A 22935-nucleotide genomic window follows, 5' to 3' on the forward strand; every position below is an offset into this window, starting at 1 on the left:
CCATGGCCGACCCGGCCGCGCTCAAGCTGCCACCGCATTCCATCGAGGCCGAGCAGTCGGTCCTGGGTGGGCTGCTGCTGGAGAGCACGGCCTGGGATCTGGTCTCGGACCGGCTGATCGAGGACGACTTCTACCGCCAGGACCACCGCCTGATCTACCAGGCGATCCGGCGTGTGTACGAGCAGGGCCGGCCGTGCGACCTGATCACGGTCGCCGAGGATCTGGAGCAGACCGGCGAGCTCGACCGCGCCGGCGGCATGGCGTACCTCGGCCTCATCGCGAGCGGCGTGGTGAGCGCCACCAACGTCGGCGCGTACGCCGACATCGTGCGCGAACGGGCCATCGCCCGGCACCTGATCGGCGTCGGCAGCAACATCGCCGACAGCGGCTTTCACCCGGCCGGCCGAAGCGTCGCGGAGCTGCTCGACGCCGCCGAGAGCCAGGTGTTCGAGATCGCCGAGCGCGGCGCGCGGGCCCGCTCGGGCTTCGCCGGCATCCGCGAGCTGATGCCGAAGGTGCTGGAACGGCTCGATGCGCTGTACCGCTCCGGCACGGCGCTGACCGGCGTGTCGTCGGGCTTTTCCGACCTCGACCGCATGACCGCCGGCCTGCACGCGGCCGAGATGATCATCGTCGCCGGCCGGCCGTCGATGGGCAAAACCTCGTTCGCCATGAACATGGTCGAGAGCGTCGCCATCCGCGCCCGCCAGCCAGTGGCCGTCTTCAGCATGGAAATGCCGGCCGAGCAGCTCGCGCTGCGCATGCTGTCCTCGCTCGGCCGCGTGGACGCGCACCGCGTGCGCACCGGTCAACTGCACGACGAGGACTGGCCGCGCATCACGTCGGCCATGCATCTGTTGCAGGAATCGAGCATCTTCATCGACGACACGCCGGCGCTGTCGCCGCTCGAAGTGCGGGCGCGTGCCCGGCGCCTGAAGCGCCAGCATGGCCTCGGCCTGGTCGTGGTCGATTACCTGCAGCTCATGCAGTCGCCCGGCGCCAGGGAGAACCGCGCGCTCGAAATTTCCGAGATTTCGCGCTCGCTGAAGGCGCTCGCGAAGGAACTGTCGGTGCCGGTGATCGCGCTGTCGCAGCTGAACCGCTCGCTCGAAAGCCGCCCCAACAAGCGCCCGGTGATGTCGGACCTGCGCGAGTCGGGCGCCATCGAGCAGGACGCCGACGTGATCCTGTTCATCTACCGCGACGAGGTCTACAACGAGGACAGCCCGGACAAGGGCAAGGCCGAGATCATCATCGCCAAGCAGCGCAACGGTCCGATCGGTCACCTGTATCTCGCCTTCCTCGGCGCCTACACGCGCTTCGAGGATCTGGCGCAGGACTACGGCGGTTATGGTGATTGAGCCGCCGCGCCCGGCCGCGCCAGGCGCCTGATCCGTGGCCCGCGACCGCGCCCAGTACCGCTGCGCCGAGTGCGGCGCGGTGTTCTCGCAGTGGGCTGGCCAGTGCACCACCTGCGGCGCCTGGAACAGCCTCGCCGAACATGCCGCGCCACCGCCGCGCGCCGAACGCCCGGCGAGCGCCGGCTGGACCGGCGAGCGTGCTGTCACGCACCTGCGCGAGGCCACGGCGAGCGCGCCGCCGCGCCTGGCCACCGGTTCCGCGGAACTCGACCGCGTGCTCGGCGGCGGCCTCGTACCGGGCTCGGTGGTGCTGCTGGGCGGCGACCCCGGCATCGGCAAGTCGACGCTGCTGCTGCAAACGCTCGCCCGCCTCGCGCAGTCGACGCGCGTGCTGTACGCCAGCGGCGAGGAATCCGCCGCGCAGATCGCTGCCCGCGCGCAACGCCTGCAACTGGGCGACGCCGACCTGCCGCTGCTGATCGACGCGCGGCTCGAAGCGATCCTGGATGCGGCCGCCGGCTGCGAGGTGCTGGTGGTCGATTCCATCCAGACACTGGTCGCGGAATCCGTCGCCTCGGCCGCCGGCTCGGTGGCGCAGGTGCGCGAGTGCGCGGCGCGCCTGACGCGGCTTGCCAAAACGTCGGGAACGAGCGTGCTGATCGCCGGCCACGTCACCAAGGAAGGCGCGCTCGCCGGTCCGCGCGTGCTGGAGCACATCGTCGACACGGTGCTGTACTTCGAGGGCGACAGCGCGAGCACCTATCGCGTAGTGCGCGCCTTCAAGAACCGCTTCGGCTCGGTGAACGAGCTTGGCGTGTTCGCCATGACCGAGGCGGGCCTGAAGGAAGTCAGCAACCCGTCGGCGATTTTCCTCACCCGCCACGCGCGCCCGGTGGCCGGCAGCATCACCATGGCGACGCTGGAAGGCACACGCCCGCTGCTGCTCGAAGTGCAGGCGCTGGTGGAATCGAGCCCGCTCGGCAACCCGCGCCGGCTCGCGCTCGGCATGGACGGCTCGCGGCTGGCCATGCTGCTCGCCGTGCTGCACCGGCACGCGGGCGTGGCGCTGTTCGACCAGGACGTGTACGTGAACCTGGTCGGTGGGCTCAAGGTGACCGAGACCGCCACGGACCTGCCGGTGCTGCTCGCGGCGCTGTCCAGCCTGCGCGACCGGCCGCTGCCGGCCGATGTGCTGGCGTTCGGTGAAGTCGGCCTTGCCGGCGAGGTGCGCCCGGTGCGCGGCGGGCAGGAGCGCCTGCACGAGGCCGCCAAGCTCGGCTTCAGGCACGCCGTGGTCGGCAAACTGAACGCACCGCGCAAGCCCATCCCGGGGATGGAGGTGCTGGCGCTGGAGCACCTCGGCGGGGTCGGCGAGGTGTTCGCCCGGCTGGTGGACTGAGCGGCCCGCGCCGGCGAGCCCGGGCGGCTCCGGGCATGTCAGTTGCTTTGCGTGCAGTTGGGGATATGGCGGGGCACCGCCATACTTCCCGCCGCTCTGGGAAATGCTGAAAAATTCCGTCCCAGGAATTTTTCAGCTCGCTGCGGCGCGGTACACGCCCGCGCCGCGCTCCCTGAATCAATGATCTGCGTCATCGATTCAGGCCCGGGCATCCTGCCCGGGACGGGAAACGCTGAATAAATCGGCGTTTCCCTAGGTTTCGCCCATGCCGTCAGCCACAAGGAACAGCATCCATGCAGCAGAGCTTGTTCAAGAAGAAATCGATCGCGCAGGCCGTCGACGGTGCGGACCGTGGCCTCGCGCGCAGCCTGTCGGCTATGGATCTGACGCTGCTCGGCATCGGCGCCATCATCGGCGCCGGCATCTTCGTGCTGACGGGCGTGGCGGCGGCCACCAAGGCCGGGCCGGCGCTGTCACTGTCGTTCGTCGTGGGCGCGTTCGCCTGCGGCTTCGCGGCGCTGGTGTACGCCGAGTTCGCCTCCGCGGTGCCGCTGTCCGGCAGCGCCTACACCTACACCTACGTCACGCTCGGCGAGCTGCCGGCGTGGATCATCGGCTGGGATCTGATTCTCGAATACGCGCTTGCCTGCGCCACGGTGGCGATCGGCTGGTCGGGCTATTTCATTCGCCTGCTGGCGGGGCTCGGCATCGACCTGCCACCGGCGCTGACGCACGCGCCGGGCGATGGCGGCCTGATCAACCTGCCGGCGTTTTCGGTGATGCTGCTGATCAGCGTGGTGCTGGCCATCGGTGTGCGGCAGACGAGCGTCGCCAACGCCGTCATCGTGATCCTGAAGCTCGCCGTGATCGGCATTTTTCTGCTGGCCGCCGTGCCGCACGTGCAGCCCGCCAACTGGGAGCCGTTCATGCCGTTCGGCTGGTCCGGCGTGATGGCGGGCGCCGGGCTGATCTTCTTTGCGTACATCGGCTTCGATGCCGTTTCCACCGCCGCCGAGGAAGCGAAGAATCCGCAGCGGGACATGCCGATCGGCATCATCGTCTCGCTCGTGCTGTGCACGCTGATCTACATCGCCGTCACCGTGGTGCTGACTGGCATCGCACCGTATCTGACGCTGAACGTGGCGGATCCGATCGCCTTTGCGCTGGCGCAGATCGGCGAGCATTTCGCAGCCGGCGCCACCGCCATCGGCGCCGTGGCGGGCCTGACCTCGGTGCTGCTGGTCATGATGTACGGCCAGACGCGCGTGTTCTACGCCATGTCCCGCGACGGCCTGCTGCCGGCGGTGTTCAGCGAGGTGCACCCGCGCTTTCGCACGCCGGCGCGCACCACGCTCCTGACCGGCCTGCTGATCGCCATCGCCGCCGGCGTGCTGCCCATCCACGAGGTGGCGTCGCTGGTCAACGTCGGCACGCTCGCGGCGTTCGTGATGGTGTCCATCGCGGTGCTGTACCTGCGCCGCGCGCAGCCGAACCTGCACCGGCCATTCCGCACGCCGTTCGTGCCGTGGACGCCGATCCTCGCCATCCTGTCCTGCGGTTACCTGATCGCGAGCCTGGAGGCCATCACCCTGTGGCGTTTCGTGATCTGGATGGTGATCGGCATCGCGCTCTATTTCGTTTACGCGCGCCGCCACAGCGTGCTGGCTCAGGCCTGAGCCGGCGGCGGGTGTTGTCGCGAGTGTGGGCCGGCGCCGCTGCGGGCTTGCTGGCGCTCACGTTGGGGGCCTGTTCGCTCGCGCCCCGGCACGATCCCCCTGTCCCGGAACTGCCGGCCGGCTGGAACGACGCCGCCCTCGACACGGCGACCGGTGAGCCGGCAGCGGACTGGTGGCGCCAGTTCGGCGACCCGGCGCTCGACCAGTTGATCGACCAGGCGCTCGGCGAAAATCTCGACCTCGCGTTCGCCGCGGCGCGCGTCGAAGAGGCCCGGGCGCTGCTGGCCGGCAGCCGCGCCGAGCTTTGGCCGACGCTCGACGCGCAGGTCAATGCCTCGCGCCAGCACGGCGCCGCTGCCGCTGGCACCGGGCAGGTGCGCAACCTGTACAGCGTGGCGGCCGTGCTCGGCTACGAGCTCGACCTGTTCGGGCGCCTGCGCAGCGCGAGCGAGGCCGACCGCGCGCGGCTGTCCGAGTCGGTGTATTCCACCGAGGCGCTGCGCCTGACGGTCATCACGGACGTGATTGCCGCGTACCTCGACCTGCGCACCGCCGAGCGCCAGCTCGCCATCACCGAGGACACGATCGGTGCGCGTCAAGCGGCGCTGCGCCTGGAGCAAGCGCGCCTGCGCCTGGGCGCCGGCACCGAGCTCACGCTGCGTCAGGCCGAGGCGGAACTGGCCAGCACACGCGCCGTGGCGGCGACCCTGCGCGACACGGCGCGGCGCAGCGAAACGGCGCTGGCGCTGCTCACCGGCGCCACGCCGCGACAGATCATCGACACGAGCACGCCCCCTGGCGCGATCGACGGACTGGCCCTGCCGGCCGCGCTGCCGCGCGTGCTGCCGAGCGAACTGCTCGCGCGCCGACCGGACGTGCGCGCTGCCGAGGCGGCGCTGCGCGCGAGCAACGCCGACATCGGCACGGCGCGCGCGCAGTGGTTCCCGCGCATCAGCCTGACGGCGCTCGTCGGCAGCGATGCGCTGCGTGTGGGTGACCTGTTCTCGGGGCCGGCGCAGGGCTGGTCGCTAGGCAGCGCGCTGGTGGCGCCGCTGCTCGACTTCGGACGTGCCGAGGCGCAGGTGGCAGGCGCCCTGGCGCGACGCGATCAGGCCGAAATTCTGTATCGGCAGACGGTGCAGACGGCGTTTGCCGAGGTGCGCGATGCGCTCACGGCGCTGCGCGAGTCACAGGCGCGCGCCCAGGCCCAGGCCGACGCGGTGCGGGCACTCGAACGCACGCTCGCGTTGGCGCAGCTGCAATACCGTGGCGGGCGCGGGCTGTATCTGGACGTGCTGGTGGCGCAGCGCAGCCTGTTCGCGGCGCAGATCGATCACACCGCCGCGATGCGCGACGCGCGCCTGGGCGCCGCGACGCTGTTCAAGGCGCTCGGCGGCGGCTGGACCGGCTAATCGGCGAGACGCTCAGTCGCACGGAAACAGGCTGCCGCCGTTTTCCGCGTGCCAGCGCTGGATGCCGGTCCAGATGTCGTCGGCGGTCTCGGCGTACCAGAACAGCTCCCGGTCCTCGGGGTCGATGACGCCCTCGTCGACCAGAAAATCGAAATCGATGGCGCGGCGCCAGTAGCTCTCGCCGACCAGCACCACCGGCACCGGGCGAATCTTGCGCGTCTGCACCAGCGTGAGCGTCTCGAACAGTTCGTCGAGCGTGCCGTAGCCGCCCGGAAACGCGACCAGCGCCCGCGCGCGCTGCAGGAAATGCAGCTTGCGCAGTGCGAAGTAGTGGAACCGGAAACACAGCTGCGGCGTGATGTACGGGTTCGGGAACTGCTCGCGCGGGAGCGTGATGTTGAGCCCGACCGACTTGGCGCCGACGTCGAACGCGCCGCGGTTGGCGGCCTCCATGATGCCGGGGCCGCCGCCGGTCATCACCACCACGCGGCAGTCCTGCGGGCCGTCGCCCGACCGCCCGACCAGCGCACCGAACTCGCGCGCCACGTCGTAGTAGTGCGCCTTGGCGGCGCGCCGCTCGGCGATCGCGAGCTGCCGTGCAAGGTCCGTGTTGGCGGGATCCGCCGCCAGCGCTGCCCGGCAGGCCTCGACATCGCGCGCCGCGGCCACCGGCTCGTGTATGCGCGTGCCGCCGAACACGACGATGGCGTGCCGGATGCCGTGCTCGCGCAGCAGCAGTTCGGGCTTGAGGTAGTCGACGTGCAGGCGCAGGCCGCGCGTGTTGTCCAGACCGAGAAACTCCGGGTCCTGATCGGCCACGCGGTAGCTTGGGCTGTCCAGAATCTCGAGCACGCGCCGCGGGGCGTCCGGATCCTCGGTGGCGGACTTCGGCTGCTGTTCGGGCAGTGGCCGTTCCCGCTCACCCGGCGGGGGTGGCGGTACGCGTTGATCGCCGCTCACGCCACCGCCGGATGCCGCCTCGCGCGGCGGGCACGCAGCCACAGCAGGCCGTTCTCGACCAGCGAGTAGACGGCCGGTACCACCACCAGCGTGAGCAGCGTGGAGCTGATCATGCCGCCGATCACCGTCACCGCGAGCGGGCCGTTGGTGTCGGACCCGGCGCCGACGCCGAAGGCCGCCGGCAGCATGGCGAGAATGACCGTGAGCGAGGTCATCAGCACCGGGCGCAGGCGCACCGGGCAGGCCTCGCGCAGCGCCACCTCGATGCTCTTGCCCTCGGCGCGCAGCTGGTTGGTGAGGTCCACCAGCAGGATTGAGTTCTTGGCGACCAGACCCACCAGCAGGATCAGGCCAATCATCGAGTAGATGTTCAGCGTGTCGCCCGCCAGCCACAACCCGGCAAGGCCGCCGACCATGGCCAGCGGCTGCGCCACCATGATGATGAGCGGCTGCAGGAACGAGTCGAACTGGCTCGCCAGCACCATGTACAGCATCACGATCGCCAGCACGAAGGCGGTGACGATGTAGCCCATGGTGTTCGAGAACTCCCGCGCGGACCCCAGCAGCTTGATGGAGTACCCCGGCGGCAGCACCTCGGCGGCGACCGCCTGCACCTTGTCGACCGCCACGCTGAGCGGCAGTTCCGGGTTGTTGTAGGACCGCGCGGCGTATTGCAGGTCGAACCGGTCGATGCGCGCCGGGCCGGGTTTCTCGATGAAGCGGGCCACGGTGTCCAGACGCACCAGCTCGCCGTTGCCGGCGCGCAGGAAGATCTTGCGCAGGTCATCCGGCGTCTCGAAGCTGCCGTCCGCAGCCTTCAGACGCACGTCGTAGCGCTCGCCGTCGCCGGGGTCGTCGTTCCACTTGGCGACGTCCATGCCGCCCGCCAGCACGTTGGCGGCCATCGCGACGTCGCGGCTCGACAGGCCGAGCGCCGCGGCGCGCGTGCGGTCCACCTCCAGGCGCAGCTGCGGCATGTCGAGCAGCAGGTCAAGATCGATGAAGCCGATGCCGGGCGTCTGCATCAGCCGTTCGCGTATCTGCACCGCGTACTGGCCGACTTTCTGCAGGTTCGGGCCGCGCACGGCGTACTGGAGCTTCTCGCCGCGCTGACCGCCGATGGCCGGCGTCGGCACCGCGAACGCGCGTACGCCCGGCAGCGCGCCGAGCTGCGGGCGCAGGCGCGCGATGACGTCGTGCTGACTCACGTCGCGCTCGTGTTGCGGCTTGATGGTGACGAACACCATGCCCTCGTTGGCCTGCGCGGTGGCGAAAAGACCGATGGCACCGAACGTGTACAGCACGGTTGAATCCCGTTGCAGCACGTCCTCGATCAGCTTCATGCGCGAGTTGGTGTACTCGACGCTCGACCCGAGCGGGGTCTTGAAGAGCACCATGAAGCGACTCTCGTCCTCGTCGGGCACGAATTCCTTGCCGATGGCGCTAGAGAAGAACGCGCTGCTGGCGACCACCAGCACGGTAATCGCCACCACCGCCCAGCGGTAACGCAGGCCGCCATTCAGAGTGCGCCGGTAGAGGCGATCCATGCCATCGAAAAAACGCCCGAAGGCTGTGTACAGGCGGCCGTGCCGGGCACTGACGTCCAGATACCGCGAGCACAGCGCCGGCGTCAGCGTGAGCGACACGAACCACGACACCAGCACGCCGAACACCACCACCACCGAGAAGGCGCTGAAAAAGCGCCCCATCATGCCGCTCATGAACACCACCGGCACGAAGATGGCGACCAGCGACAGCGTGGCGGCGAGCACCGCGAACATGACCTGCTTGGTGCCTTCGATGGCGGCGCTGCGCGGGTCGGGGTCGATGTGCTCGCGGTGGCGGTGGATGTTCTCCAGTACCACGATGGCGTCGTCCACCACCACGCCGATCAGCAGCAGCAGCGCCAGCAGCGTCATCGAATTGAACGTGTAGTCGAAGAAATACATCACCGCGATGGCGCCGAGCAGCGACACCGGAATGGCCGCGGCGATGATCAGCGTGGCGCGGAAGCTGCGCAGGAACAGCAGCACCACGGCGCCTGCCAGCAGCGTGCCGGCGATGAGGTGTTCCTGCAACGCCTCGACCATCTCGACGATGAACAGGGAGTTGTCGGTGCCCTGTCTGATCTCGATGCCGGCCGGCGCCGCCGGCTTGATCTCCGTCTCCAGGCGGTGCTTGACCTCGTCGACGATGGCCACCGTGTTGGCGCCGGTCACCTTGACGATGCCCATGCCGACCACCGACTTGCCATCGCGCCGGGCCAGGCTGCGGTAATCGGCCATGCCGTCGACGACGTCGGCGACCTGCGACAGGCGAATCTCGGCGCCGTCCTTGTAGCCGATCACCATGTTCTGTAGCGCGCGCGGGTTGTGGTACTCGATGTCGAGTTTCAGCAGCCGCTCCTGCGTGCGCGAGGTGACGAAGCCACCGGGCAGCAGGACATGCTCGTTGCTGAGCGCGCGCAGCAGGTCCTGCACCGTGAAGCCGTGGGCGCTCAGGCGCTCCGGGTGCACCTCGATGCGGATGTTGCGGTTGCGCAGGCCGCCGATGCGGATGTCGCCGACGCCGTCGATGGTCTCAAGCTGCCGGCGCAGCGTGTTGGTCACGTAAGTGTTGAGCTGCTGCAGGGTGCGGTCACCCAGGATGTGCAGCCACAGGATCGGCGTCGCGTCCGCCTCAACCTTGGCCACCACCGGCGGGTCGGCATCGTCCGGCAACTCGGCGACCACCTGGCTGATTTTCGACTGCACTTCCTGGAAGGCGACGTCGATATTCTTTTGCAGCTTGAAGGTGATGATCACCTGCGACACGCCGGGCGTGGAACTCGACTGGATGTAGTCGATGCCGGGCACGCTGTTGACCTTGCGCTCGATGAGGTTGGTGATGCTGGCGTCGATCACCTCGGGGTTTGCGCCGCGCTGGTTGGTGGTGACCGACACGATCGGGAAGTCGACGTGCGGGAAGCGGTCGACGCCCATCGTACGAAAGCCGACCAGACCGAACAGCACGATCACGGCGCTGAGCATGTACGCGAGCACATGCCGGTTGATGGAAAGCTCAGGCAGGCTCATGCACCACCCTCCTGTACGCGCACCGCGGCGCCGTCGCTGAGGAACCCGGCGCCATCCACGGCCACCCGCGCACCGGCGACAAGACCGGAGCGGATTTCGACCTTGCCATCGCGGTACACGCCGGGCTCGACAACGGCGGCGCGCGCCTTGTCGCCGTCTATCACGTACACGGTCGGGCCGGCCGGGCGCAGCACGACGGCGGTTTCCGGTACCGACAGCGCCTGCTCGCGGCGGCCGAGAATCACCTCGCCGTCGACGCTGGCCCCGGCCTTCCAGCCGCCCGGGTTCGGCAGGTCGATCAGCGTCAGCAGGGCGCGGTTCTGCTCGCCCACGGTCGGCCGAATTTCGGTGATGGTGGCCTCGATCACGGTCTCGGGCGCCGCCGGCGAGCGCAGGCGCACCGGCAGCCCCACCTTCAGCACCTCGGCCAGCGCCTCGGGATACGGCAGGGTCACCCGCAACAGGCGATCGGTGCTCAGGCGCACGATGGGTGCCCCGACGCCGAGGTAATCGCCGACGTTGGCCATGCGCGCCGACACCTTGCCGTCGACCGGCGCCAGCACGCCGGCGCGCGCCAGGTTGCGCGAGGCTTCGGCCGACTGGGCATCGGCGGCCGTGAGCTGGCTGCGCAGCGCCTTCAGCTGCGCCTGGGCATCGTCGAGCGCGTTCCTGGCGAAGAAGTCGCTTTTTGCCAGGGTCTCGTAGCGCTCGACCAGGCGCTCCTGCTGACTGATCAGCGCCGCCAGGCGGGAAATCTCGGCCTGCGTCCGGCCCTGGCGCAGGCGGTAATCCTCGGCGTCGATTTCAGCCAGCAGCTGCCCCTTGCGCACCGTATCGCCCACTTCGACCGGCAGGCTCAGCACGCGCCCGGCCACCTCGGCGGCCACTTCCGGCTCGACCAGGCTCTCGATCTGGCCGACGCTGGATTCGATCGTCTCGACCGAGGCGGTGGCGACCTCGGCGGTGGTGATCAGAATCCCGGGCGGCCTGACGGCGGCTTGTTCCTGCTGGCCACAGGCCACAGCGCCGACAAGCACAAGGACGACGGACACGGACCGAAGCAACGGGCGCAAGGCTGACATGGAGTCTCGACTGGCTTGGGGCTGTGAAGAGCGCCGCCCGCCCGGGGGACGCGCGGCAAGGCGGTCGACATCCCGCGCCGTCACCTGCTGCGCTCGCGGGCGCACGCCGGCTTGGGTGGGATCCCCTTCGCGTCGGCATCCTGCCGGGGGTGACGCTGCAACGATCGTCCGCACCGTCGGTGGCCGGGGGGCGCGCTGGCGGCGTGTTTTATAGCACAGCCCCCGACCATCACTGACCGAACGGTTAGTGATGGTCAGGGCAATAGCGGACGCCACGGCCGCTCGCCGCGCAGTGCCTGCTGCCGCTGTCGGTGGTCCGGCAGCGCCGCCGCCAGTACGGCGTAGAACCGGGGGCCGTGGTTCAACTCGCGCAGGTGGCACAGCTCGTGCAGCAGCACGTAGTCGATCAGCGCCGGCGCCAGCAGCACCAATCCGACATTCAGCGTGATGCGGCCGCTCGCCGCGCAGCTGCCCCAGCGGCTGCGCAGGCGCACCACGCGCGGCGGCGGCAGCGTGCGGCCGGCCAGCCAGTGCAGGTCGGCTGCGAGGATCGTCAGGCGGGCCGGCAACAGGGCCTGTGCCTGGCGACCGTACCAGCTGTCGAGCGCCTGACTGACCTGCACCGCGTCGTCCGGTGCCGGCACCGCGACGTGCAGCCGGCCATCGTGCAGCTGCGCGTGCGTGCGCCCGGCCGCGACTTGCAGCGGATAGGTCTCGCCGAGGTAGCGCTGCGCGCTGCCGTGGCCGAAGTCCGCAATGCTCGGGCCGTGCGCGGCGCTGCGGCCGAGTTGGCCGGCAATCCAGCGCCGGTGGCGGTGCAGGATGTCCGGCCACAGGCGTGCCGGCAGGCGCCTGGGTACGCGCAGTTCGAGCACGCCGTCCGGCGCCAGGCGCAGCGCGTAGGTGCGTCGCGCCGCGCGCAGAACCCGACAGGTCATCGAGCGGCCGTCGACATTGAAGTGCAACTGCGCGTCCGGCGCGTTCACGGCAGCGCATCCAGGCGCTGGAACACCTGCACGCAGCGGGCCGGCAGGCTGCACACGGATCCGGCCGGCAGGATCAGGCCGTCGCCGTGGCCATCGCTGGCGCGGGTATCGAACACCCGCTTCCAGGCCAGGCCGAGTGCGGCGCGTGGGGCGCACAGCGACGTTTCGGTCGCCCCGGCGTGCAACACGACCAGGTAGCTGTCGTCCTGTCGCGACTGCCCCTGTGGGCCGAGGTGTTCGGCGCCGGCCGCGCCGTCGAGCACGAAGGCGAGCAGGTGCGGCTCGGCCTGCCAGTCGGCACCCTGCTTGTCGCTGCCGTCGGCGTTGAGCCACACGATGTCCGGTCGGCCGGTGGGCGTGCTCGCCCGCCCCGTGAAGAAGCGGTCACGCCGGAACACGCCGTGGCGCTTGCGCAGCCGCAGCAGGCGGCGCAAGTAACGGTGCAGGGCGGCGCCGTCCTGGGCCTCAAGCCGCGCCCAGTCCGGCCAGCCGATTGGGTTGTCCTGACAGTACGCGTTGTTGTTGCCGAGCTGGGTGTGGCCGAACTCGTCGCCGGCCAGCAGCATCGGCGTGCCTTGCGACAGCAGCAGCGTGGCCAGCAGGTTGCGCATCTGCCGCAGGCGCGTGGCGGTGATGTCGGGGTCCTCGGTCGGCCCTTCCACGCCGCCGTTCCAGCCGAGGTTGCTGTCGGTGCCGTCGCGGTTGTCCTCGCCGTTGGCGGCGTTGTGCTTGTGCTCGTAGGACACGAGGTCGCGCAGCGTGAAGCCGTCGTGGGCGGTGATGAAGTTGACGCTCGCCGTCGGCCGGCGGCCGTGGTTGGGGAAGATGTCGCTGGAACCGGTCAGGCGCGACGCCAGCAGCGCCACCTGGCCCGCATCGCCCCGCCAGAAGCGGCGCACCGTGTCGCGGTACTGGTCATTCCACTCGCCCCAGCCGGGTGGGAAGCCGCCCAGACGGTAGCCGCCGGCCCCTACATCCCACGGTTCGGCGATCAGCTTCACGCCGGCCAGCACCGGGTCCTGCCGCACGGCGTCGAAAAAGCCGCTGCCGGGGTCGAAGCCGGCCTCCGCGCCGTCGCGCGCGAGCGTGGAGGCCAGGTCGAACCGGAACCCGTCGACGCCCATCTGCTGCACCCAGTAGCGCAGGGAGTCCAGCACCAGTTGCAGCACGCGCGGCTGGGCGAGGTTCAGGCTGTTGCCGCAGCCGGTGAAATCGCGCGTGCGGCGCCGGTCGGCCGGGTCAAGGTGGTAGTAGACGGCGTTGTCGATGCCCCGAAAGCTGAGTGTGGGGCCGCTCTCGCCGCCCTCGGCGGTGTGGTTGTAGACCACGTCCAGCAGCACCTCGATGCCGGCCTCGCGAAACGCGCGCGTCAGCAGGCGGAACTCGCCGGCATCCGCAGCGGTGAGGAAGCGGTTGTCCGGCGCGAAGAAGCCGATCGAGTTGTAACCCCAGTAGTTGACCAGACCCGCGTCCGCCAGACGCCGCTCGTCGACGTGCGCGTGCACCGGCAGCAGTTCTATCGCGGTCACGCCAAGATCGGCCAGATACGCCACCACGGCGGGCTCGGCGAGACCGCGAAAACTGCCGCGCAGCGGCTCGGGCACCGCCGGGTGCCGGCGTGTGTAGCCGCCGGCGTGCAGCTCGCAGATCACGCTGCGCCGCCACGGCTGGCGTGGCGGCGGCAGGTCGGCGCCCGGGGCGTCTTCCACCACCACGGATTTGGGCATGTAGCGGGCGCTGTCGCGGCTGTCGAACGACAGATCGCCGCGCGCGTCTCCGACGCGGTAGCCGTAAAGCGCGTCGTGCCAGTGCACGCTGCCCTGCAGCAGCCGCGCGTACGGGTCGATCAGCAGCTTGTGATGGTTGAACCGGTGGCCGCGCTCGGGTTCATAGGGCCCGTAGACGCGGTAGCCGTACAGCTGGCCTGGGCGCAGGTCCGGCAGGTAGCCGTGCCAGACCTCGTCCGTGTACTCGGGCAACGGCACACGCGCCGTCTCGCGCCGGCCGCTCGCATCGAACAGGCACAGCTCGACCCGCTCGGCGTGCACCGAGAACAGCGCGAAGTTGACACCGCTGCCGTCCCAGTGGGCGCCGAGCGGATACGGCGCGCCGGGCCACACGCGGGGCGGACTGGATGGGGTCATGCACGCTCACCGCAGGCGATCGACGCGGCACCGCCGGCGAAAGGTCGGCAAGCCATCAGCGGCACGTCAGCAAGAACCGGGCCGCTGGCGTGTCAGTCGCGGAAGTTCACGTACTGCAGCGGCAGGTCGAAGTCTTCCAGCTTGCGCAGCAGCGCGATGGCCGCCTGCAGATCATCCCGGTTCTTGCCGGACACGCGCAGCTCGTCGCCCTGGATGGCGGCCTGCACCTTCAGCTTGCTGTCCTTGATGTGCTTGACGAGCTTGCGGGCGTGGTCCGAGTCGATGCCCTGGCGCACCGTGATGGTCTGCGTGGCGCGCTGGCCGGCCTCCACCACCTTGCCGTAGTCGAGCGCCTTCATGTCGATGCCGCGTTTGGCAAGCCGCGTGCGCAGCACGTCCAGCAGTTGCTCGATCTGGAAGCGGCTTGGCGCCTCGGCGGTCATCACCGCTTCCTTCAGCTCGACCTTGGCGCCGGTGTCCTTGAAATCGAAGCGCGTGCCAAGCTCGCGGTTGGTTTGGTCCACCGCGTTGGCCACCTCGTGCAGGTCGGCCTTGGAGACGACGTCGAATGAAGGCATGGCAGTCCTCGCTGGGGCGGCGCGCGACCGGCGGCGCGAACCGCCGGTCGGGACAAGGCTATCCGGTCTGGGTGTCCTTGTCGGGGGTCGCCTCGTCCGGCTCGTCGGGGACGGTTTCCACTTGCACCCACGGGTTCGCTACGGGCGCCGCGGTCCAGGCGGGGGGCGGAGCCGGGGTTTCGGCAACCTGCTCCGGGACGGGGTCCAACGGCGCGGCGGGAGCTACGAGCCACGGTTCGACGGTGGGCTCGATCGGCGCGCTGGGGTACGGCGCGACGTCGGGGGGGGCCTCGATTGCCACCGGCAGCGGCGGTGCGCTTGCCGCAACCGCAGTCTCGGCCGGCGCAGGGACGGGCTCCTCGCGCGCAGCGGCCCAGACGGGCGCCTGCAGCGGCTCGATGGGCTGTGCGGGTGCGGCCTGGCTCGGCTCCGGCAGCGCCGTTGCCGTCAGCGCCGCGCCAGCGAGCGCCGTCACCGCCACCTCGTCGGGGAGGGCCTCGCTGCGGGTGGCTTCGGTCGGCGTCGGGTTGGCGCCGGCCTGCGGCGGGCTCGCGGCGCCGGCCGTATTACGCTCACCGCCGGCGCCACCGCGACCACCGCGCCGGCCGCGTCGGGAGCGGCCCTCGCGCTGGCCTTCTCGTTGGCCTTCTCGCGGTTGCCCCTCGCGCGGTTGTCCCTCGCCGGGGGTCTCGCGCCCAGCGCCATCGCGCGCCTGACTGGGTCCGCGCGGCGCGGCGGCGGAGTCGCGCGTGCCGGGTTGCGGCTGGCGGCCCGCTGCCTGGCCCTGGGGGCGCTGCGGCGCGTTCGGTCGTCCGCGCTCGGTGCGCGGTTCCTGCCGCGGCGCTGGCGCGCTCGGGCTGCGCGGCGGGCGGTGGCGTGGCCGCTCCGGTTCCGCAGTGGGTACCGGCTGCGGCTCACCCACCAGGGCGCGCCACAGGCGTGTGAACAGGCCGGCCTGCGGGGCTGCCACGGGCGCGGGCGCCGCCGGCTCGGGCGCGCCCGGCGGCGGCGCGGTGCGCACCATGCGCTGCACGGCGGCGGCCGGCGCTGCCGGCGCTGCCGGCGCGGCGGCGGCCTCGGGCGGTGGCACCGTCAGGGCCAGTTCGTGACTCGGCGTGTCGAGCAGGCGCTTGTTGAGATCCTGCACGCGCGTGCGTTCGAGCTCGTAGTGCGGGGTTTCGAGCGCCGGGTTCGGCAGGATGATGGGGTTCACGCCAAGACGCTGGCCGAGGGCCGCCACGGCATCGCGCTTTTCGTTGAACAGGTACGTCGCCACGGCGACCGGAACCTGAACCTCGAGTCGGCCGGTGCGCTCCTTGAGCGCCTCGTCCTCCAGCAGCCGCAGCACGTGCAGCGCGGTCGATTCCACGCTGCGGATGGTGCCCTGGCCCTCGCAGCGGGGGCAGGTGATGTGGCTCGTCTCCTTCAGCGACGGGCGAAGGCGCTGGCGCGACATCTCCAGCAGGCCAAAGCGCGACAGCTTGCCGAGCTGGATGCGCGCCCGGTCGTGCTTGACGGCGTCGCGCAGGCGGTCTTCCACCGCGCGCTGGTTGCCGGCCTTCATCATGTCGATGAAGTCGATCACGATCAGGCCGCCGAGATCGCGCAGGCGCAGCTGGCGGCCGATCTCGTCGCAGGCTTCAAGGTTGGTGTGGGTGGCCGTCTCCTCGATGTCGCTGCCATGCGTGGCGCGCGCCGAGTTGATGTCGATGGCGGTCAGCGCCTCGGTGTGGTCGATAACGAGCGCCCCGCCGGAACGCAGCGGCACCTCGCGCCGGTGCGCGGTCTCGATCTGGTTTTCGATCTGGTAGCGCGTGAACAGCGGCACCTTGTCCTGGTACAGCTTCAGACGCGGCAGGCTCTGCGGCATCAGCTGCTGCATCAGCGAGCGGGCTTCCTCGAAGGTGGCCTCGTCGTCGATCAGGATCTCGCTGATGTCGTCGCGGAAGTAGTCGCGGATCACCCGCGCCACGACGTTGTTTTCCTGGTAGATCAGAAACGGCGCCGCGCGGCCGGTGCTGGCGGCATCGATGGCGTTCCACAGCTCGACCAGGTGGTCAAGGTCCCATTGCAACTCGGCGAGCGAGCGCTCGGCGGCCACGGTGCGCACGATGACGCCCATGTTGGCCGGCAGCTGCAACTGGCCGATCAGGTCCTTCAGCTCCGCCCGGTCCTCGCCCTCGATCTTGCGCGACACGCCGCCCGCGTCCGGGCTGCATGGCATGAGCACCAGATACCGGCCGGCGAGGCTCACGTGCGTGGTCAGCGCCGCGCCCTTGGTGCCGCGCTCTTCCTTCTCGACCTGGATGGTGACTTCCTGGCCCTCGCGCAGGGCGCGGCCGGACTCACCAAGAGAGGCGGCGGCGACTTCCTTCAGCGGCAGGAAGCCGTGGCGGGCACCGCCGTAATCGACAAAGGCGGCTTCGAGGCTCGGTTCGACGCGGCGGACGATGCCGCGGTAGATGTTGCCTTTCTTCTGGTTGCGGTTCGGCGACTCGATGTCGAGGTCAAACAGGTATTGGCCGTCGACGATCGCCACGCGCAGCTCTTCCGACTGGCGGGCGTTGAACAGGATGCGTTTCATCAGGGGGTTCTCGTAACAATCGCCGGGCGACGCTGCGCAGGCCGGACGGCAATGCCCCGATGGGTGGGGGCAGGTAAGCCGGTGCGGCGCGGCGTGGCGCGACGTGGGGAGCAGATACAGGGCCTCCGGCGCGTGCCGTCCGCGGGGACGGGCGCAGGAGGAATAGAATGGCGCGCACAAAATCGGTGGCAGCGGCGCCGACGCGACGCGTCAGCACGAAAAGCGCGGTCAACGCCAGCAGGCCCGGGGCGGTTGGCCCGAGGCGCCGGAGGGTTGCCGTGAGGTTTTGGGTCGTCATGATGTCCACTGCGCCGGCAACATTACCACGCGATGAATGGGCTTAATACCGATAACCGGGCGGCCGGGACGCGCGCCGTGGCGTACGTGGACGTGGCCGCCGACCAGGCCGGCCAGCGGGTCGACAACTTCATCATGGCGCGCTTTCGCGGCCTGCCGCGTACGCGCGTGTACCGGCTGCTGCGCCGCGGCGAGGTGCGCGTGAACGGCGGTCGCATCGGCCCCGAGCACCGCCTGCAGGCCGGTGATCGCGTACGCCTGCCGCCGGTCGATTTGCCGCCGCCACGCCCGGCTGCGGCGGCGCCCGACTTTCGCCTGCGCCAGCTCGAAGGCGCCATCCTGTTCGAGAACGACCGCCTGCTCGTGCTCGACAAGCCGGCCGGCCTTGCCTGCCACGGCGGCAGCGGGGTCGACTTCGGCGTCATCGAGGCGCTGCGGCAACTTCGCCCGAATCAGCCGTCTCTGGAGCTGGTGCACCGGCTCGATCGCGACACGTCGGGGTGCCTCCTGATCGCCAAGAAGCGCAGCGCGCTGCGTGCGCTGCACGAGCAACTGCGCACCGGTGCCATTGACAAACGCTACACGGCGTTGCTGATCGGCACGGTGGCCGGGCGGCGCCTGCGCGTGGATGCGGCGCTCCACCGCTACGAGCGCGGCGGCGAGCGCCTGGTGCGGGTGAGCGACGACGGCAAGCCGTCCGTCACCGTGTTTCACGTCCGCGAGCGTTTCGCCACGGCAACGCTGGTGGAGGCGGAACTGCTGTCCGGGCGCACGCACCAGATTCGCGTGCACGCGCAGCACATCGGCCACCCGGTGGCGGGCGATCCGAAGTACGGCGATCCGGTCGCCGACGCGGCGCTGCGGGAACTTGGCCTCAGGCGGCTGTTCCTGCACGCGGCGCGGCTCGACATCGGCCCGCTCGACGACGACACGCCGCGCCGCTTCGAGGCGCCATTGCCGGCGGCGCTTGACGCCGTGCTGCAACGCCTGCGAGACATCCCCACCCCTGCGAGGACTGCATGAACGACGACGGCCACCCGACCGCCTGGGAACGCGGCGTGCTCGAACGCCTGCTGCGCGACACGCTCATCGAACAGCGGCGCGCCCGCCGCTGGCGGATTTTTTCGCGTCTGTTGACGGTGATTCTGGTACTGGCGGTGCTTGGCCTGCTGAGCACCGACGTCACCGTGCCGCAGGTCACCAGCCGCCACACGGCGCTGGTGCAACTGAACGGCATCATCGCGCCCGGCACCGACGCCGACGCGGACCTGGTGATCGAGTCCCTGCGCGCGGCTTACGACAACACGCACGTGGCCGGCGTGGTGCTGCGCATCGACAGCCCCGGTGGCAGCCCGGTGCAGGCCGGGCGCATCAACGACGAAATCCAGCGCCTGCGCAAGCTGCACCCGAACGTGCCGCTGCACGCGGTCATCGACGACATCTGCGCGTCCGGCGGCTACTACGTGGCGGTCGCGGCCGAGCGCATCTATGCCGACAAGGCGAGCGTGGTGGGTTCGATCGGCGTGCTGATGAACGGCTTCGGCTTCGTCGAGGCGCTCGACAAACTCGGCGTCGAGCGGCGCCTGCTGACCGCCGGCGCGCACAAGGGCTTTCTCGATCCGTTCTCGCCACAACATCCCGAGGACGTCGCCCACGCCCGGGCGCTGCTCGCCAGCATCCACGGCCAGTTCATCGAGGTGGTCAAACAGGGCCGCGGCGAGCGCCTGAAGGACGATCCGCGTCTGTTCAGCGGCCTCGTTTGGACCGGCGCGCAGGGCATCGAGCTGGGTCTCGTGGACGCGCTTGGCGACGCCGATTCGGTGGCGCGCGAGGTATTCAAGGCCGACAAGCTGGTCGACTACACGGTGCAGCCGGCGTATTTCGAAAAACTGATCCGCAGCGCCGGCGGCGAGGCGGCGAGCGCGCTCGTGAAGTCGCTCTCGACGACGCTGCGCTGGCGCTGAGGATCGCTACGGCAACGGCACGCCCTGGGCGCGCAGCAGCTCGCAGAGCGCAATCATCGGCAGGCCGAGCAGCGCGGTCGGATCGTCCCCGCTCATGCGTTCACACAGCGTGACGCCAAGCCCTTCCGAGCGCAGCGACCCGGCGCAGCCAAACGGCTGCTCACGGTCGAGATAGCGGTCGATGTCGGCCGCGGTGAGCGGCCGCAGCGCCACCTCGAACGGCACCAGACGCGTCGCTGCCCGACCGGTTGCGCTGTCGAGCAGGCAAAGCGCGGTCTGGAACACCATCACCCGGCCGGCCGCCAGCGCCAGCTGCGCGGCGGCACGGGCGCGGTCGCCGGGCTTGCCGAGTACCCGATCGCCAACCACCGCCACCTGGTCGGAGCCGATGATGAGGTGGCGCGGGCAGTCCCGTGCGACCGCGGCCGCCTTGGCGCGGGCAAGGCGCTGCGCCAAGGCGGCCGGTGTTTCGTTCGGCAGGGCAGTCTCGTCCACGTGCGGCGCGCGGCACTCGAACGGCAGGCCCAGGCGAGTGAGCAGCTCGCGTCGGGTGGGCGAGGTGGAGGCGAGCACCAGCGGCAAGTGCGGGGCGGACATGCGGCTCCATAAACCAGTGAAGTCGGGGTGATCATTCTAGCCAGGCGCGCCAGCCTCCCCGGCTGGCCGGATTTTTGACACCCAAGTCAGGCCGCCACTACACTTCGCGCCCTCATGACGGGGCTCACCTTGGACGCGATCGACCCGCACGAGTGGGCCAGGACTGGCCGACAGACCCACGGCACGCTGCCGCTGGCAGGCATGGAGCGCCTTCGCGAACTCCTTGAAAGCGGCGCGGGCGAGGTAGAGGTTACGCTTGCCGGGCAGGTGTTGGCCGGTGGTCGGCCGGTGCTGACCGGCAGCGCGAGCTGTGAGGTGGCGGTGCGCTGCCGGCGCTGTCTTGAACCGTTCACCTTGCGCCTTGAGGCGCCGATCCGGTTAGGTGTGTTGCGGGACGACGCCGAGCTTGCCCGCCTGCCGGACGGCTACGAACCGCTGATCTGCCCCGTAGACCAGGAACTATCCCTTACTCAATTAGTAGAAGACGAATTGTTGTTGGCCCTGCCCGACCATCCGCACCACGCCGACGGCGCGTGCGGACCCTCGGCAGTGCCGGCACAGCAGGCGGGGAAGCGGCAGCCGTTCGCGGCGCTCGCCTCCCTCCGTAAAAACGACCCGCCCGGCGGGCATCACGACTGACAGGACCCACCATGGCCGTTGCACAAGACCACAAGAGCCGCTCCAAGCGCGGCATGCGTCGCTCGCACGACGCGCTGAAGCCGCCCACGCTGTCGGTCGAACCGACCACGGGCGAAATCCACCGCCGCCACCACGTGAGCCCGAGCGGCTACTACCGCGGCCGCAAGGTCATCGACACCGGCAAGGGCGAGTAAGCATTGGGTCTGGTGGTTGCGGTGGATGCCATGGGGGGCGATCACGGCCCCACCGTGGTGATTCCCGCGGCAATCGACTTCGTGCGCGGGCACCCGGACGTGCGTCTGGTGCTGGTCGGCGACGAGGCAACCGTGCGCGCGCTGCTGCCGGCCGATGCGGCCAGGCTGCCGCTGGACGTCCAGCACGCCAGCCAGGTGGTCGACATGGACGAGGCGCCGGCCAAGGCGCTGCGCAACAAGAAAGATTCGTCCATGCGCGTGGCAATCGATCTGGTCGCCGCCGGGCGGGCGCAGGCCTGCGTCAGCGCGGGCAACACCGGGGCGCTCATGGCCACGGCGCGTTTCGTGCTGCACATGCTGCCGGGCATCGAGCGGCCGGCCATCGTGCGCGCACTGCCGACGCTGCGCGGCGAAACCTACGTGCTGGACCTTGGCGCCAACACCGAGTGCAGCGCCGAGCAGTTGTGCGAGTTCGCCGTGATGGGCGCGGTGCTGGTCGAGGCGCTTGGCAAGCGGCGCAATCCGAGCGTCGGCCTGCTCAACATCGGCAGCGAGGCGACCAAGGGCACCGACACCGTGCAGCGCGCCGCCGAACTGATCCGCGACAGCGGCCTCAATTTCCACGGCTACGTCGAAGGTGACGACATCTACGCCGGCACCACCGACGTGGTGGTGTGCGACGGCTTCGTCGGCAACGTGGCGCTCAAGACCAGCGAGGGACTGGCGCGCATGATCAACGAGTTCCTGCGCGAGGAATTCACGCGCTCGCCGTGGCGGCGCCTCGGCGCGCTCGCCTCGCTGCCGGCGCTGCGCGCGCTGCGCAAGCGCCTCGACCCGCGCGCCTACAACGGCGCGAGCCTGCTCGGCCTGCCGGCGCCCGTGATCAAGAGCCACGGCGGCGCAGACGCGGTCGGCTTCGCCCAGGCCATCGCCGAGGCCGCGGCGCAGGCCAGCGCCGACGTGCCGCGGCGCATCGGCGAGCGTCTCGCCGACTTCCAGCCGCAGGCGCTGACGGCGTGATGTACTCGCGCATCATCGGCACCGGCAGCGCGCTGCCGGAGCGCGTGGTCACCAACGCCGATCTCGAAAGCGTGGTCGAGACCAGCGACAAGTGGATCTTCGAGCGCACCGGCATCCGCGAGCGGCGTATCGCCGCGCCGGGCGAGACCACGACCGACCTGGGCGAGAAGGCTGCCCGCGAGGCGCTCGCCATGGCCGGTATCGCGCCGTCCGAGATCGGTCTTGTGGTGGTCGCCACCTGTACGCCCGAGAAGGTGTTCCCGAGCACCGCCTGCCTGCTGCAGAACCGCCTCGGCATCGGCGGCGGCCCGGCCTTCGACGTGGTGGCCGCCTGCGCCGGCTTCATCTACGCGCTGTCGGTCGCCGACAGCCTGCTGCGCAGCGGCGCCGCCGACACGGCGCTCGTGATCGGCACCGAGACCATGTCGCGCATCATCGACTGGCAGGATCGGCGCACCTGCATCCTGTTTGCCGACGGTGCGGGCGCGCTGGTGCTGCGGCGCGAGCCGACGCCCGGCATTCTCTCGACGCACCTGCATGCTGACGGCAAGTACAAGGACCTGCTGTGGGTGCCGGGCTGGGTGTCGGACGACTATGCGACGCTCGCCGACAACCCGCCGCACATGGTGATGGAGGGCTCCGACGTGTTCCGCGTCGCGGTCGAGAAGCTCGGCGAGTCGGTGGAAGAGGCGCTCGCCGCCAACGGCCTCGACAAGGGCGCCATCGACTGGCTGATCCCGCACCAGGCCAACCTTCGCATCATCGCCGCCATTGCCAAGCGCCTTCGTCTGCCGATGGAGCAGGTGGTGCTCACCATCGCCGAGCACGGCAACACGTCTGCCGCATCGGTGCCGCTGGCGCTCGACGTCGCCGTGCGCGACGGGCGCGTCAAGCCCGGCCAGACGCTGCTGCTGGAGGCGTTCGGTGGCGGCTTCGCCTGGGGCTCGGCGCTGCTGCGCTTCTGAGTC

The 22935-nt window shown here is 70.2% G+C and carries 18 protein-coding genes; 10 read left to right on the plus strand and 8 right to left on the minus strand.

Annotated elements, in window-relative coordinates; genetic code table 11:
- Positions 1 to 2: 2 nt before the first annotated feature.
- The 4 genes from dnaB to AB7F93_RS08785 all read left to right on the plus strand — a co-directional run bounded on the left by dnaB (position 3) and on the right by AB7F93_RS08785 (position 5848).
- A complete protein-coding gene (gene dnaB, locus AB7F93_RS08770) occupies positions 3 to 1361 on the plus strand; it encodes a replicative DNA helicase (protein ID WP_428302521.1) in 1359 nt (452 codons plus the stop codon).
- 34 nt (positions 1362 to 1395) lie between these two features.
- Entirely contained in the window at positions 1396 to 2760 is a 1365-nt protein-coding gene (gene radA, locus AB7F93_RS08775; protein WP_428302522.1) for a DNA repair protein RadA, read from the plus strand.
- Positions 2761 to 3053: 293 nt separating this feature from the next.
- Positions 3054 to 4436, plus strand: coding sequence for an amino acid permease (locus tag AB7F93_RS08780; RefSeq protein ID WP_428302523.1), 1383 nt, complete (start codon positions 3054 to 3056; stop codon positions 4434 to 4436).
- A 23-nt stretch (positions 4437 to 4459) separates the two neighbouring features.
- Entirely contained in the window at positions 4460 to 5848 is a 1389-nt protein-coding gene (locus AB7F93_RS08785) for an efflux transporter outer membrane subunit (RefSeq protein ID WP_428302546.1), read from the plus strand.
- Positions 5849 to 5860: 12 nt separating this feature from the next.
- Here the strand turns inward: AB7F93_RS08785 and AB7F93_RS08790 are convergent, their stop codons facing one another.
- From AB7F93_RS08790 to AB7F93_RS08820, 7 genes are all read right to left on the minus strand, one after another.
- Positions 5861 to 6808 (minus strand): TIGR00730 family Rossman fold protein, encoded by a 948-nt coding sequence (locus AB7F93_RS08790; protein WP_428302524.1) that lies wholly within the window; start codon positions 6806 to 6808, stop codon positions 5861 to 5863.
- Complete coding sequence (locus tag AB7F93_RS08795) at positions 6805 to 9882, minus strand: efflux RND transporter permease subunit (protein WP_428302525.1); 3078 nt, start codon at positions 9880 to 9882, stop codon at positions 6805 to 6807. Before AB7F93_RS08795 ends, AB7F93_RS08790 begins: the two co-directional genes overlap by 4 nt.
- Positions 9879 to 10934, minus strand: coding sequence for an efflux RND transporter periplasmic adaptor subunit (locus AB7F93_RS08800; protein WP_428302526.1), 1056 nt, complete (start codon positions 10932 to 10934; stop codon positions 9879 to 9881). Before AB7F93_RS08800 ends, AB7F93_RS08795 begins: the two co-directional genes overlap by 4 nt.
- A gap of 284 nt (positions 10935 to 11218) precedes the next feature.
- Entirely contained in the window at positions 11219 to 11950 is a 732-nt protein-coding gene (locus tag AB7F93_RS08805; protein WP_428302527.1) for a M48 family metallopeptidase, read from the minus strand.
- A complete protein-coding gene (gene glgX, locus AB7F93_RS08810) occupies positions 11947 to 14094 on the minus strand; it encodes a glycogen debranching protein GlgX (protein ID WP_428302528.1) in 2148 nt (715 codons plus the stop codon). The genes AB7F93_RS08805 and glgX overlap by 4 nt, the downstream gene beginning before the upstream one ends.
- Positions 14095 to 14186: 92 nt before the next feature.
- Positions 14187 to 14672 carry a YajQ family cyclic di-GMP-binding protein gene (locus AB7F93_RS08815; RefSeq protein ID WP_428302529.1) on the minus strand — a complete coding sequence of 162 codons (486 nt, stop codon included), beginning with the start codon at positions 14670 to 14672 and terminating at the stop codon, positions 14187 to 14189.
- Between the two features lie 58 nt (positions 14673 to 14730).
- Positions 14731 to 17256, minus strand: coding sequence for an Rne/Rng family ribonuclease (locus AB7F93_RS08820; RefSeq protein WP_428302530.1), 2526 nt, complete (start codon positions 17254 to 17256; stop codon positions 14731 to 14733).
- Positions 17257 to 17586: 330 nt separating this feature from the next.
- On the opposite strand from AB7F93_RS08820, the gene AB7F93_RS08825 reads away from it, so the two are divergent.
- Both AB7F93_RS08825 and AB7F93_RS08830 read left to right on the plus strand, forming a co-directional pair.
- Positions 17587 to 18576, plus strand: coding sequence for an RluA family pseudouridine synthase (locus tag AB7F93_RS08825; RefSeq protein ID WP_428302531.1), 990 nt, complete (start codon positions 17587 to 17589; stop codon positions 18574 to 18576).
- Positions 18573 to 19517 (plus strand): S49 family peptidase, encoded by a 945-nt coding sequence (locus tag AB7F93_RS08830; RefSeq protein ID WP_428302532.1) that lies wholly within the window; start codon positions 18573 to 18575, stop codon positions 19515 to 19517. The genes AB7F93_RS08825 and AB7F93_RS08830 overlap by 4 nt, the downstream gene beginning before the upstream one ends.
- Positions 19518 to 19523: 6 nt before the next feature.
- On the opposite strand, the gene AB7F93_RS08835 is transcribed toward AB7F93_RS08830, so the two are convergent.
- Positions 19524 to 20114 (minus strand): Maf family protein, encoded by a 591-nt coding sequence (locus tag AB7F93_RS08835; RefSeq protein ID WP_428302533.1) that lies wholly within the window; start codon positions 20112 to 20114, stop codon positions 19524 to 19526.
- Positions 20115 to 20243: 129 nt separating this feature from the next.
- On the opposite strand from AB7F93_RS08835, the gene AB7F93_RS08840 reads away from it, so the two are divergent.
- The 4 genes from AB7F93_RS08840 to AB7F93_RS08855 are packed head-to-tail and all read left to right on the plus strand — an operon-like array spanning position 20244 to position 22932.
- Positions 20244 to 20753, plus strand: coding sequence for a YceD family protein (locus tag AB7F93_RS08840; RefSeq protein WP_428302534.1), 510 nt, complete (start codon positions 20244 to 20246; stop codon positions 20751 to 20753).
- Between the two features lie 11 nt (positions 20754 to 20764).
- A complete protein-coding gene (rpmF, locus tag AB7F93_RS08845) occupies positions 20765 to 20947 on the plus strand; it encodes a 50S ribosomal protein L32 (protein ID WP_428302535.1) in 183 nt (60 codons plus the stop codon).
- A gap of 3 nt (positions 20948 to 20950) precedes the next feature.
- Positions 20951 to 21967, plus strand: coding sequence for a phosphate acyltransferase PlsX (gene plsX / locus AB7F93_RS08850; protein WP_428302536.1), 1017 nt, complete (start codon positions 20951 to 20953; stop codon positions 21965 to 21967).
- Positions 21964 to 22932 (plus strand): beta-ketoacyl-ACP synthase III, encoded by a 969-nt coding sequence (locus AB7F93_RS08855; RefSeq protein ID WP_428302537.1) that lies wholly within the window; start codon positions 21964 to 21966, stop codon positions 22930 to 22932. The genes plsX and AB7F93_RS08855 overlap by 4 nt, the downstream gene beginning before the upstream one ends.
- The last annotated feature ends 3 nt before the right edge of the window (positions 22933 to 22935 follow it).

It is taken from the genome of Immundisolibacter sp. (assembly GCF_050250495.1).
In the GTDB taxonomy this organism is placed as follows: domain Bacteria; phylum Pseudomonadota; class Gammaproteobacteria; order Immundisolibacterales; family Immundisolibacteraceae; genus Immundisolibacter.

Bases quoted from the DNA above. Each gene is read 5' to 3' on its own strand.
- dnaB (WP_428302521.1), top strand. From the start codon at position 3: ATGGCCGACCCGGCCGCGCTCAAGCTGCCACCGCATTCCATCGAGGCC.
- AB7F93_RS08780 (WP_428302523.1), top strand. From the start codon at position 3,054: ATGCAGCAGAGCTTGTTCAAGAAGAAATCGATCGCGCAGGCCGTCGAC.
- AB7F93_RS08795 (WP_428302525.1), bottom strand. From the start codon at position 9,882: ATGAGCCTGCCTGAGCTTTCCATCAACCGGCATGTGCTCGCGTACATG.
- glgX (WP_428302528.1), bottom strand. From the start codon at position 14,094: ATGACCCCATCCAGTCCGCCCCGCGTGTGGCCCGGCGCGCCGTATCCG.
- AB7F93_RS08815 (WP_428302529.1), bottom strand. From the start codon at position 14,672: ATGCCTTCATTCGACGTCGTCTCCAAGGCCGACCTGCACGAGGTGGCC.
- AB7F93_RS08820 (WP_428302530.1), bottom strand. From the start codon at position 17,256: ATGAAACGCATCCTGTTCAACGCCCGCCAGTCGGAAGAGCTGCGCGTG.
- AB7F93_RS08825 (WP_428302531.1), top strand. From the start codon at position 17,587: ATGAATGGGCTTAATACCGATAACCGGGCGGCCGGGACGCGCGCCGTG.
- AB7F93_RS08830 (WP_428302532.1), top strand. From the start codon at position 18,573: ATGAACGACGACGGCCACCCGACCGCCTGGGAACGCGGCGTGCTCGAA.
- AB7F93_RS08835 (WP_428302533.1), bottom strand. From the start codon at position 20,114: ATGTCCGCCCCGCACTTGCCGCTGGTGCTCGCCTCCACCTCGCCCACC.
- rpmF (WP_428302535.1), top strand. From the start codon at position 20,765: ATGGCCGTTGCACAAGACCACAAGAGCCGCTCCAAGCGCGGCATGCGT.